9 protein-coding genes are annotated in these 12728 nt (G+C 35.4%); 3 read left to right on the forward strand and 6 right to left on the reverse strand.

Features of this window, described 5'->3' with window-relative positions; translation table 11 throughout:
• Positions 1–23: 23 nt before the first annotated feature.
• The 5 genes from Q7C23_RS08730 to Q7C23_RS08750 form a co-directional block, all read right to left on the reverse strand.
• On the reverse strand, positions 24–4118 hold the full coding sequence (locus Q7C23_RS08730) for a two-component regulator propeller domain-containing protein (RefSeq protein ID WP_375032150.1): 4095 nt from the start codon (positions 4116–4118) through the stop codon (positions 24–26).
• Positions 4119–4150: 32 nt separating this feature from the next.
• A complete protein-coding gene (locus Q7C23_RS08735; RefSeq protein ID WP_375032151.1) occupies positions 4151–5791 on the reverse strand; it encodes a hypothetical protein in 1641 nt (546 codons plus the stop codon).
• A 106-nt stretch (positions 5792–5897) separates the two neighbouring features.
• Entirely contained in the window at positions 5898–7082 is a 1185-nt protein-coding gene (gene uxuA / locus Q7C23_RS08740) for a mannonate dehydratase (RefSeq protein ID WP_375032152.1), read from the reverse strand.
• A 23-nt stretch (positions 7083–7105) separates the two neighbouring features.
• Positions 7106–7918 (reverse strand): SDR family oxidoreductase, encoded by an 813-nt coding sequence (locus Q7C23_RS08745; protein ID WP_375032153.1) that lies wholly within the window; start codon positions 7916–7918, stop codon positions 7106–7108.
• A gap of 79 nt (positions 7919–7997) precedes the next feature.
• Positions 7998–8447 (reverse strand): YhcH/YjgK/YiaL family protein, encoded by a 450-nt coding sequence (locus tag Q7C23_RS08750; protein ID WP_375032154.1) that lies wholly within the window; start codon positions 8445–8447, stop codon positions 7998–8000.
• Between the two features lie 226 nt (positions 8448–8673).
• Here Q7C23_RS08750 and Q7C23_RS08755 point away from each other — a divergent pair, with 226 nt between their 5' ends.
• Positions 8674–9681, forward strand: a complete 1008-nt coding sequence (locus Q7C23_RS08755) for a LacI family DNA-binding transcriptional regulator (RefSeq protein ID WP_375032351.1) — start codon at positions 8674–8676, stop codon at positions 9679–9681.
• A gap of 213 nt (positions 9682–9894) precedes the next feature.
• On the opposite strand, the gene Q7C23_RS08760 is transcribed toward Q7C23_RS08755, so the two are convergent.
• Entirely contained in the window at positions 9895–11061 is a 1167-nt protein-coding gene (locus Q7C23_RS08760; protein WP_375032155.1) for a DUF4861 family protein, read from the reverse strand.
• Between the two features lie 225 nt (positions 11062–11286).
• Between Q7C23_RS08760 and Q7C23_RS08765 the strand changes: the two genes are divergently transcribed.
• Positions 11287–11751 carry an NUDIX domain-containing protein gene (locus Q7C23_RS08765; protein WP_375032156.1) on the forward strand — a complete coding sequence of 155 codons (465 nt, stop codon included), beginning with the start codon at positions 11287–11289 and terminating at the stop codon, positions 11749–11751.
• Positions 11752–11841: 90 nt separating this feature from the next.
• Positions 11842–12477, forward strand: a complete 636-nt coding sequence (locus tag Q7C23_RS08770) for an HAD family hydrolase (protein WP_375032157.1) — start codon at positions 11842–11844, stop codon at positions 12475–12477.
• Positions 12478–12728: the final 251 nt, after the last annotated feature.

Genomic DNA, 12728 nt, shown 5'->3' on the forward strand with positions numbered 1-12728 from the left:
AAGCCTTTAAATATGAGGATTTTCTAAAACACACTGACGGACTTAGAAAATTTGTCAGCAAATTGCGATGGCGTTTCTCCGTACTTCTTCTGGAAACATTTACTGAAGTATTTTGGATTATTAAAACCCACTTTATAACTCACTTCAGAAACATTCAATTTGTTTTGTTCCAATAATTGAGCAGCACGTTTTAGTCTTATTTCATGAATAAATTCGTTTGGCGTATAATTGGTCCACGCTTTTACTTTTAAGAATAACATGGTTCTGCTAACGCCTAATTCGGAACAGAAAAACGGAATGTCGAATTGTTCGTTAGAAATGTTTTCTTCCACAATTTTGAACGCCTTTTTCAATAATTCTTCATCCAGAGAAGAAACCGTAATTTCTGATGGAACGAAACTGTCTTCGCTGGTGAATTTGTTTTTCAGTCTTTCATTTGAATTCAAAAGATTCTTAACACGAAGTTTAAATTCCATCAAATTAAATGGTTTGCTGATATAATCATCGGCACCGCTTTCGAGTCCCTCGAATTTATAAACCAGTGAAGATCTCGAAGTCAGTAATATGACCGGAATATGACTCGTTTTTAGATTTTCTTTTATTTTGGAACAAAGTTCCGTTCCTACCATTTCTGGCATGATTACATCACTAATAATTAAATTCGGAACAAATTGCAGTGCTTTTTCAAAAGCAATTTTACCATTTTCGGCCTCAATAATATTGTATTCTTTTTTGAGTAAATTTTTCATGAAGGTTCGTAAAACCTTATGATCTTCTACAATCAGAATAGTTTGTTTTTCAGAATTGACAACAAAATCTTCAATGTCTTCGGGTTCTGTTATTTCTCCGGTTTCGAGTTGTGTAGTATATTGCACAATGTCATCACTGATTTTAAAATCCTCCATAATCTCATCGTCTGAAAGATGGGCACGACCCAACGGAAGTGTAACTTCAAAAACAACACCGCCAGTGTCTTTATTGGTAACCTCAATATTTCCTTTATGCAGTTTGACAATGTTTTTTACGATGGATAGACCAATTCCGGTTCCTTTATTATAGTTTTTCTGAACGTTGTTGTGCAGCGGAACTTCAAAAAACAAATCGAAAATTTTGTCAATATGTTCCTCGGCAATTCCGGCTCCTGAGTCCTCAACAGCTATAAAAAGGTTTTCGTGATCGTGATTGATTTTAATGTTGATGTTTCCGCCTTTTGGTGTGTAGCGAAAGGCATTGGAAATCAAATTATAAAAAACGCGTTCGAGTTTATAGCGATCAAAATAGACCAGAATCTCTTCTTCAGAAGTTTCAAAGGTATAATCGTAACCGCCGTCTTTGGCATATTCTATAAAAGACAAAAAGATTTCTTTGGTAAATTTGACGATATTTCCATTAGCCGATTCCAGTTTAACCTGATCGTTTTCAAGTTTTCTGAAATCCATCAAACGGTTAATCAAACTCAAAAGATGATTGGCGCTTCCTTCAATTACCAATAACTTTTTGTACATTTCATTGGTGCCGTTATAATTGGATAAGATCTGTTGCAATGGTCCTAAAATCAAAGTTAAAGGTGTTCTGAATTCATGCGAAATATTCGTGAAGAAATCCAGTTTTGCCTTGTTGTTTTCTTCGATACGTTTGGTTTCTAAATACTCTAATTCGAGTTTTTGTTTCAATCTGGCTTTGGATTTTATTATCCAGATCAAACCGTATAGGGCTGAACCAATTATAATTCCGTACAATAAAAAGGCCCAGATGCTGCGCCAAGGAGCGGGTTTTACAATTACCGTCAGGGTAGTGGGAACTTTATTCCACACACCATCATTATTGGCGCCACGAACTTCAAAAACATACGTTCCGGGATTCTGAATGGCGTAAATGGCTTCGGTATTTTTGGTTACGGTCCAGTTGTTTTCCAGTCCGGTCATTCGATAACTGTATTGGTTATTTTTTGACCGAATGTAATTGGGAATAGCAAAATTGATCGAGAAATTGGCCTTGTCATAATCCAAAGTAATGGTTTTGGTATAACTGATACTTTTCTCCAGAATTTCAGTTGAATCCTGAGGAGTAATCGTTTCATTTTTGATTTTCAAATCGGTGATTAAAACCTGAGGCACATATTGGTTTAAGGAAATTTTTCGGGCATCAAAATAAGTCGCTCCGGACGGGCTTCCGAAATAGAATTTATTGGCATCTAATTTTAAGGCTGAATTGTCATTGAATTCATTACTCGCCAAACCGTCTTTTTGATCGTAAATTACAACCGTTTTTCTGGTCGTACTGTATTTTATAATGCCCTGATTTGTACTGATCCAAAGGTTTTTGTCATCATCTTCCAAAATGGAATGGATGGATGTAATAACGGTACTTCCAATTTTAAGATTAATTCTGTTGAATTTTTTTCCATCAAAATAATGCAATCCTTTTGCTTTTGTTCCTACCCAAATTTTATTTTGAGAATCCTGAAACAATGTCAAAATATCGTCACCAGCCAAAGCGGAAGCATCAAAAAAGAAATGTTTTATAGCATATTTACCAGGCTGAAAATTTTGAAGCCCAATAAGATTTAGCCCATTTTGAGTTCCAACCCAAAGTCTTTTTTGCTTGTCGAATAAAATCGTTCGCACGATATTATTGGTCAAATAATTGGCTTTAGTATTATCATTTCCAATAACCTGAAAAGCTTTCGAAAGGGTGTTGTACCGAATCAACCCTTTGCTAAAGGTACCAATCCACAAGATTCCGTTTCCTTCTGTTTTGATGGAATAAACGCCGGTCTCTTTGAGTAAAGTATTTAGTTCCGATGAAATTCTGCTGTCTTCCATTTGTTTTGAAATGGTATTGTAAGCCGTAATTCCTTTAGAGAAAGTTCCAATCCACAAAATATGATCTTCAGCAAGGCACATCGATTTGATGTCGTTTTTAGTCGTTTGCCCACTTTTGCTGTTGATGTAACGCGTTGTTTCGGTTGTTGGATTGTAAATCGTGATGCCGCCGCCTTCCGTTCCAAAATAGATGTTTTTATTTTTATCAGCAATTATAGAACTCACCACATCAAAACTCATCGGAATCTTTTTCGAATTCTGATTGTAATTTGAAAAGTTCACATTCGAGACATCCCAAATATTTACGCCTTTATAATAACAGCCAATCCAAACCGATCCTTTTTGATCCAGGAAAACCGATTTTACCTTATCGATTCCGTTACTGTTGTTGCTGTTGTTTATTTTTTGAATGCTTTTATCTTCTCCTAAAATATAAATTCCGTCATAAGCGCCAATCCATAAAGAACCTTGTTTGTCAATAGTCAAAGCACGAATATCGGTATTGAGTTCACGATACTTTTCATCTGATAAAAATGAGATATATTGATTTGTTGCTGGATTAAATTTTAAAAGTCCTTTGTTTTTTGTGCCAATCCAGATGTCGTTGTAACGATCTTCAGTAAGTGCCTGAACGGTCAATAGATCTGTTGTATTTAAAGGATAATTTTTAAAAGAAAACTTTCCATTTTTTCTACTTATCAAAACACATAGACCTTTTGTTGTACCAATCCAGATTTGACCTTTTTTGGTTTTTAAAATACTCAGAATATTATTGCTCGGAAGCGTGGTATTGTCAGTATCAGAATGAAAAGTAGAGTTAAATTGTCCCGTTTTTTTATTGTAAATAGTCAATCCTTTTGAAGTTCCAAACCACATTTCATCGCCAATTTCTTTAATCGACCAAACCGCATTACCGCTTATGGTATGATTGGTTTTAGTGTGCAGATATCTTGTAAAAGTATTTTTTACCGGATCATAACAATTCAGTCCATTATAAGTTCCAACCCAAATCTTCCCCGAATTATCTTCTTCAATAGCCAAGATATCATTGTTGCTGATAGACGATTTATCCGAAATATCATTTCTGAAAATCGTAAACCTACTGCCGTCATATTTATTAAGGCCGTCGCGCGTACCAAACCACATTTGCCCAAATTTATCCTGATGAATAGCAATGACAGAACTCTGCGAAAGTCCGTCAGTTGTAGAGATATTTTTGAGACGATATTTATTTTGGGAGAATACACTCCCGGAAATAAATAGTAAAACCAGAAAAGCTATTTTGTATTTCATGGTGATTTTTTAAAGGTGCAAAGCCATAAAGATTATTTTTTTAAGCGCTTTTGCAATTGATAATCATACAACGAAGGAATTTTATCCAGAGGTGTATTTACAAATTCAATATAAGGGTCAGGTTCGTATTTGACTTCGAATTTAGCATTGCCGTTTAAGCCAATAATTCTAGCAGATGGACCATCTTTCATGCCGTATAGTAAAAGAGGTTTTGCACTATCAACTGGCTTTTCAACCTGAACATTTAGATTCCAAAAAGTACTGAAAGGCCCGTGTGAAGGTTTCCAGTAATCGGCACCGCCGCCGCCAAATAATAAATAACTATTGTTTTTATCCGCATTGATATGAACCGTAATATGGTCAAATAAATTCTGGTGATTCGCACCCGAATGCTGATCTAATAATGGTTCAGCAAATATTTCACAATTCTGATATACATTTTTTGTAGCAAATGTATTGAAGCTCAACGGGTGAACTGTTTTATTATAGATTTTTAGATTCTTCACCAATATATTATGTACACCACCTAAAGTTACGGTGTAATGTGCCATATGCGGTCCATCAGTCACAATATCCTGAATCGTAACATTCGAATCTTCTTCGGCTAAAATTCCGCTGTCTGAATTTGTAATGACAATATCTTTAACCCAGCTATTAAAAAGACGGGTTAAAAAGATTGCATTATTTCCCGGTTCAACATGATGTGCCACTCGCGGAATATCAGGAAAAGTAAAGCGGATATGCTCAATTCCCACCTCGTTTAGATGTTTCCATTCTACCAATTGCGCCTGATAACTTGGTTTTACAGCAATGGTCAAAGGTGTTTTGATGGTGATTTTTGAGTTTGAAATTTTAGTGATTTCAACTTGTTGTCTCACGATTGGCAATTTTGGGAATTGCCAGTGATGTGACCCTGGTTTTACTTTGGCTCCTTTGTATAAATCGGCAATGATTTCACCATTCTCTCCGTCTTTATTGAACAATTGAAGCTCGACAATAGCGCCCACTTTCAGTCCTTTTACATCAGAAACCGTAATGATATGCTCGCTCATATTTCCGGAAGTCACTTTCGCTAAAACATTGGGAGTCGGTTCGTATTTATCCAAATACGATTTTACACGCTCGCCAGGAACCTGTGTCCAGATAAAACCGCCGGACCAGGCATATTGCGAAAAAGGCAAATCGATATTATTTTCAGCTTCGCGCTGTCTTTTATCAAAAGTGGTTAAATATTCACGAAGTTCTGCCAATGATTCGGGATCTTTAAGATACATCATTGGTCTCGGGCAATAAATCTCGGTTCCGTTTTCTCCGGAACCGGCTCCGCGAAGCACAAAATTACTTCTTTCGATGTATAAAATATCACTTAGTATAATTCGGCCTGCAGGTAATTGTAAAATTACATTTCCTTCTGTTGAAGTTGCCGCTTTTATAGCTTTCAATAAAGCTTTTGAATCGTCTAAATTATCATTTGCTTTTACGCCAAAATCTGTTGCATTAATGACTCTTCCAGTTGATTCGGGAATTTCGCTTTCGCCGAAATGATAACCGGCATAACTAAAATCAGGGAGATAATTGGTTTTTGAATCGTTCAGTATTTTTGGTGTTTGCTGGGCCATTAAAATACTATTTACAAAAAGGCTGCAACAAATAATAATGATTTGAGGCTTCATGGTTTTGTGGTTATTTTGGTTTGAAGTTATCTCTGGCAAAGTCGCAAAGACGCAATTTTTTTTAAGTTATTTTCTTTGCGACTCTGCGAGAGCTATAGACGCAGTGTTAGTTTGATCTTTTAATCCCCAATTCAAGCCCTCGTAATTCGGCTAGACCTCTCAAACGCCCAATGGCAGAGTAACCCGGATTTGTCTTTTTCTTCAAATCATCCAGCATCTGGTGTCCGTGATCCGGTCGCATTGGCAATTGGCTGTTATTTCTTTTTTCTACCTCGATAATCGCTTTTACAACTTCGTACATATCAACATCGCCTTCAAGATGATTGGCTTCGTAAAAACTGCCTTCTGCATCTCGTTGTGTACTTCTTAAATGAATAAAGTTCATTTTATCGCCGTGACGTTTTACAATTCCCGGTAAATCATTATCAGCTCGTACCCCGTAAGAACCTGTACACATGGTAAAACCGTTTGATTTAGAGGGAACGGCATTCATCAATTCCATTAAATCTTCTTCTGTACTCACCACTCTTGGTAAACCTAAAATAGGGTAGGGAGGATCATCAGGATGAATTGCCATGAGAACTCCTTTACTCTCGGCAACCGGAATGATTTCCTTTAAAAAGAAGAAAAGGTTTTTCTTTAAAGCTTCTCTGTCAATATGATTATAAGCACTCAAAGTCACCAGAAAATCTTCTACGGAATAGGCTTCCTCAGCACCGGGAAGTCCAGCCAGAATGTTTTGCTGTAATTTGATTTTGTCAGCAGCAGTCATTGCCTCAAAATACTTCGTCGCTTTTTCAATTTGTTCTGCTGAATATTCTTTTTCAGCTCCCGGTCTTTTCAAAATAAACAATTCAAAAGCCGCAAAAGCATTAATATCAAAACGCAAAGCTTTTGATCCGTCTTCTACTTCAAAAGATAAATCCGTTCTTGACCAATCCAGAACTGGCATGAAATTGTAGCAAACACATTTTATTCCGCACAAGGCCAGATTGCGAATGCTTTCTTTATAATTTTCAATGTATTGAAGATAGTTTCCTGTTTGTTTTTTGATGTCTTCGTGAACCGGAATACTTTCTACAACGGACCATTTCAAACCAGAAGCACCTTTTTTAGGGTCACCGTCTTCGTGTTCAATTTCAACTTTTCTTTTAATGATTTCTTCAATTTCCCATACTTGTCCGTTTGGAAGGTGGTGTAATGCGGTAACAATTCCGGTAGCACCGGTTTGCTTAATATCTTTTAAAGAAACCGGATCATTTGGTCCGAACCATCTTAATGTTTGTTCCATTTTTGATTTATTTTAATGATGATTTAAATACTTGTAGCGGCAAATCCACCGTCTACTACTATTATGGTTCCCGTTACAAATTTGGACATGTCGCTGCATAAGAATAAAAGCGCACCGTCAATATCATCCGGTTTTCCAAATCTTCCCATAGGGGTATGATCGATAATTTTTTCGCCTCTTGGTGTTAAGTTGCCTTCCGGAGTCAATAATAAAGCTCTGTTTTGTTCTCCAATAAAAAAACCCGGTGATATAGCATTGACACGAATTCCTTCTCCATATTTTGAAGCCAGTTCAACAGACATCCATTTGGTAAAATTGTCAATCGCCGCTTTTGCAGCAGAATAACCAACCACTCGTGTTAAAGGTCTTTGTGCCGATGTTGAGGATATATTGATGACATTCCCTTCTTTTTGTTTTGCAAAAAGTTCAGAGAAAACCTGTGTTGGAAGCATAGTTCCAATGATATTCAAATCGACTACTTGTTGCAGGTCATTTGTTTTCATATCATAAACAGCCTGATCAGGCTGTATCGTGGCTCCCGGCATATTTCCTCCGGCAGCATTGATCAAAATATCAAGACGGCCATACTTTTCTACAATAAAATCTTTGGCTTTTTCCAGTTCTTCTTTGTTTAAAACATTGGCCTGAATAGCAAAAGCTTTTCCGCCATTGCTTTCTATAGCAGCCACCGTTTTATTGGCTTTTTCGATCGATTGAGATACAATTCCAACAATTACGCCTTGTTTGGCCAATACGTTTGCAAAATTACTTCCCAATACGCCGGCACCGCCAGTAATCAGAGCAATTTTTCCTTCAAGATTAAATATTGAATTCATTTTTAAGTTTTATTATTTATATTTTTTAAGTACCTGTAGGCTTACATTTCAAGTTTAGTTTTTAGAATAGATTCCAAATTTAAATCTTGACCTTTATTACAATTTTCTTCAACGTTCCTTCACCAATCATGGCAGCATGAACATCGGTTGGGAATAAAATGGCAAATTGTCCTTCCTGCAATTCAAAATACATATCGGGTTTATCATGGAAGAAGCGAACATCCCTCTCCTCGCTGTATTCGCCATTTGGACTCACACATTTTTCTCTCGGTTTCCAGGCAAAAGTTTCAGGGCCTTTTAGCGAAATCTGAATGTCGATGTTTTGATCATGGCATTCAAAACCTTTTATACTTTCTTCTCTGGTTGTTCCTGCTCCTGAAATTACAATTACTTTTAATCCTTCTCCAATTTCAAACGTACCATCTTCAAGATTAATCAAATCATTGTGGCTTAAATAATCAAATGCTTTTTTGAAATTGGGATGTAAACCACAATATTTTGCGGTATTACTTAAAACATCTATAATCATAATTTTAAATTTTCGATTGATTTTTTGTGTAGCTATTTATTTTAAAATACAAACAAATTATTGTTTTGTGTGTAAATTGTGTAATTTTGCGTGTACGCACACGGGCTTTTACAAATGTATATAAAAAGTTAAGTAAAACAACTTATCTTTACCTAAAAAAAATAATTTCACGCAGTTTAAAAATAGTTTTAACTTAAAAAGTAAGAATATCATAACAATAAAAAAAATAGCGGAATTAGCCAATGTTTCACCCGGAACTGTTGACAGGATAATCCACAAACGTGGTCAGGTGGCGCAGGAAAATGTAGATAAGGTGAACGCTATTATCGAAAAATACGGCTATAAACGAAATATTCTGGCGAGCAATCTGGCCCTAAATAAGAAATTCCGATTTGCGGTTTTTTTACCTAAATATGAAAGCATCGAATATTGGAAAAGCCAAATTACAGGAATAGAAAAAGCGGCAGTTGAGTTCGGAAAATTTGGTGTTGTGCTGGAATTTTTTTTCTACGATTTTAATATCACTTCTTTTAAGGAAGCTGTCAATAAAGTACTGAATTTTGAATGTGAGGGCCTTTTATTTGCCCCTATTTTTTACGAAGAATCAGTTCGTTTTTTAAATGAATATGAAAAGAAGGATATTCCGGTTGTCATGATCGATTCGAATATTTCAAGTGATGAAGAACATGCCTATGTGGGACAAGATGCTTTTCAAAGCGGTTATCTGGCAGGAAGACTTATTAGTTTTGCTGTCAATAACGAAAGACAGGTTCTCATTTTTAAGATTGCCCGGGAAATCGAAAGCACCTCGGTTTATTTGCAGCGCATTGATGGTTTTTATTCTTTTTTTAAAGATCATAACGAACTCACTAATTTCAAATTCTCAGAAGTGACCATCAAAGATTCCGGGATCGATCAGTTATCTCTGGAAATGTTTGCAGGTATAAACAGCGTTTTTGTACCCAATTCCAGAGCATATATTGTAGCGCGATTTTTAGAGCAAAACAATATTAAAGGTGTCCGAATTATTGGTTACGATTTATTGAAAGATAATATAGAATACCTAAATAAAGGAATAATTGACTTTTTGATTAACCAAAGACCGGAAGAACAGGGATATATGGCGGTAAATCATTTGTATAAAAAATTGGTTTTACAGGAAAAAGTAGAAAGCTCACATTATATTCCGTTGGAGATTATTTTGAAGGAGAATTACTTTCCGGCCAGGAAATAGCAAGTAGGGAATAGGGTTTCACGCAGATTTTACAGATTTATGCAGATTTTTTTTCTTCATTTTTCAGAGTAACACCTCCATAATACGAGTAAACCCTACAGGTTTTTAAAACCTGTAGGGTTTGATACTGTTAATGAAAAGATATTAGGAAGTAAAAATAAAAATCTATTTTTAATCTGCTCAAATCTGCCAAAATCTGCGTGAAATAAAGAATTATTTCACCTTAACCTCAAGGGGATTATTAATCTTTTTAGCAAAGGAACTCAAATACTTTTCCCATTCTGCTTTAGTCTGAAACGGACTTCCTTTTTTCCATCCAAAACCAGCATAATAAACTACTTTGTTATCTTCTACCTTTAAGTTTGCATACAAATTACTCAAGTCTTTATCATTGGTTACATAGTTGGTAAAACCAATTATAGTATCTTCCGGGGCAACTAATCCTGTTCCAATTTCTGAATCATCAATGGGTTCCCAATGACTCATCCAGCTTTGCTTAAAGTTTGTAGTTATAGTTCCTTTTTTATCATGAAGGGTTAATCCGGCAGCAATTGTTTTGGCACCTTTGATCGAAATTTCAAAACGCGATAAATAACTTCCATAGTCCAGACTAATCAGTTTTGATTCGGTTATTTTATTTCCCTTTGCATCCCAATCGGCATAGGTTAAGATAAAACTGGTTCTGATTGGTCCGGTTGTAATGGTTTTCCAGCTGATAAAGTTCTTCGAAAAATAATATTTGCCATCAACGTTTACAGCAATTCCGCCAATTCCACGACTATCACCAACCTGAAAATTATCTAAACCTTCACCAGTATCTTTATGATAAGATCCGGCTCCCGAAACTGTTTTTTCGTACCATTTATTAATAATGGGATATTCTACTCTTTTTAGCCAGGCATCAATTCCGCTGGTCAAAGTTCCGCCGGGAATTTTATCTTCCACCATTTTTTGGGCTGCAGGACCATACGTTCTAAAAGCCACTTTATTATTTTCCCAGGCATAATCGTCTGTTCTTTCAGGAACAAATCTCGAATAACAACTTGTTGTTTTTGATGCTGAGGGATTTGTACCTGCAAACACTTCGTATTCCTGACGTGAAGAAGCCTGAATTTTTGGTTGAAATAGAAGCACATCTGCATTGCCATCGCCGTCAATGTCTACCGTTTGTGTTTCTAAAAATGCTGGCGAAGTAACTTCTTTTACCACATAGTTTTCAAGTTTATCTAAGGAAGATAATCCAAGCGCTTTTTTTGTGATTTCGACTGTTTCAAATTCTCTGTCAATATTTAGCGTATTGGTTACCCGTACGATTTTATTCTGAGAGTGAACGGCAAAACTACTTGCCAGAAGTGTGGTTAATAAAAGATGTTTTTTCAAAATTTAAAGGATTTATTTTCTGATTATAGGTCAGATAAATGAAGGACTAAAGTACAAATCAAATCTTAAATAGAAATACATAAAGGGTATAAAAACGTACAGCAACCTGAAAATAGAACAAAGGAGAGCAAATTTAAATCTTCAATACGATTTCGTTTAATGCCATATTAATTTTGAAATATAGTTAGTAATAATATCTTATCTTTAGATATAATTATCAAAAATATGAAACAAAGCGCCGGCATATTACTCTACAAGTTTATTGACTCCACTATTTATTTTTTATTGGTACATCCCGGTGGGCCTTTCTGGAAAAATAAAGATTTGGAAAGCTGGTCTATCCCTAAAGGTGAATTTACAGACGATGAAAATCCCCTTGAAGCGGCGAAACGCGAGTTTCAGGAAGAAACCGGTTTTGAAGTAGATGGTGATTTTATCGCTCTTGAATCGGTTAAACTTAAATCTGGAAAAACAGTTTTTGGGTGGGCAGTAGAATTTGATATTGATGTAGCTTCGATAAAAAGTAATGAATTCGAAATTGAATGGCCTCCTAAATCTGGAAGCCTGAAAAGTTTCCCTGAAATTGATAAAGCCGAATGGTTTCAAACTGCAGAAGCCCTCAAAAAAATCAATCCTGTCCAGGCCGATTTTATAGTTCAGATCATTTCAAAAATTTCAACTTCACTTTAAATCGCGATCACTTTATAAAAGTTTTTTTTGTAATTTACATAATCGCTCAATCAGTATAAGAGTAGAGATAATTAAATGAAAATCAATAGTATGGTAAAGTGTATAATTTTCGATTGTGATGGCGTTCTGGTAGACACTGAAAAAATAGGTAATGAAATTCTGCTTTCAATGGCAGCCGAATATGGTTTCGAAATGAAAATTGAAGATGCCTATAGTAACTTTAATGGACGAAATTTAAAAGAATGTTTCCTGCATGTTGAGAATTCCATCGGCAAAGAACTTCCGGATACCTTTGAAACAGAATATAGAGAAAGAAGTTTTGAAGCTTTCAAAACACAAGTCAAACCAATGGAAGGTGTTGTTGCATTTATAGATAAACTAAAAATTCCATATTGTGTGGCTTCAAGTGGCCCAGTTGATAAAATCCGTTTGAATCTTGAAGTAGCAGGTTTACTGGATAAATTTGAAGGTAAAATTTTCAGTTCCTATCAAATAAAAAGCTGGAAACCAGAACCCAAAATATTTTTGTTTGCTGCTAAAGAAATGGGTTTTGATGTAAAAGATTGTATCGTTGTTGAAGACAGCAAAGCCGGTGTAATGGCTGGAATTAGTGGTGGTTTTAAAGTATACGGTTTTGCGAACGGACACAATAATGAAGAGATGGAAAAAGGAGGAGCAATTCTCTTTCATACGTACGAAGAGTTGAGCAATGTACTAGAGATATAGTTTTGTTTCAAGTTTCAGGTTACGATAATTTGTCATTTTTCCTCCGTCAGAGAATGGCAGCAGTGCTAAAAATCATCTCATTTCCTCATTATCTAATTGCTTCATTATCAAATGCAATTTGTTACATTAAAATAAATTTTTATATATTTGATTATAGAGATTCATTTTTTTTAGTGCCTCAAATTGTCAAATTATAATTTTTGATGCCTTGATAAAATAATTTCTTTTTGCCTGAAAATTGACTTTTCCCC

Source organism: Flavobacterium sp. LAR06 (assembly GCF_041946075.1).
Taxonomy (GTDB): Bacteria; Bacteroidota; Bacteroidia; order Flavobacteriales; family Flavobacteriaceae; genus Flavobacterium.

What these genes read in the sequence shown, in the direction of transcription:
- Q7C23_RS08730 (WP_375032150.1), bottom strand. Translation starts at nt 4,118, where the DNA reads ATGAAATACAAAATAGCTTTTCTGGTTTTACTATTTATTTCCGGGAGT.
- Q7C23_RS08735 (WP_375032151.1), bottom strand. Translation starts at nt 5,791, where the DNA reads ATGAAGCCTCAAATCATTATTATTTGTTGCAGCCTTTTTGTAAATAGT.
- uxuA (WP_375032152.1), bottom strand. Translation starts at nt 7,082, where the DNA reads ATGGAACAAACATTAAGATGGTTCGGACCAAATGATCCGGTTTCTTTA.
- Q7C23_RS08745 (WP_375032153.1), bottom strand. Translation starts at nt 7,918, where the DNA reads ATGAATTCAATATTTAATCTTGAAGGAAAAATTGCTCTGATTACTGGC.
- Q7C23_RS08750 (WP_375032154.1), bottom strand. Translation starts at nt 8,447, where the DNA reads ATGATTATAGATGTTTTAAGTAATACCGCAAAATATTGTGGTTTACAT.
- Q7C23_RS08765 (WP_375032156.1), top strand. Translation starts at nt 11,287, where the DNA reads ATGAAACAAAGCGCCGGCATATTACTCTACAAGTTTATTGACTCCACT.
- Q7C23_RS08770 (WP_375032157.1), top strand. Translation starts at nt 11,842, where the DNA reads ATGGTAAAGTGTATAATTTTCGATTGTGATGGCGTTCTGGTAGACACT.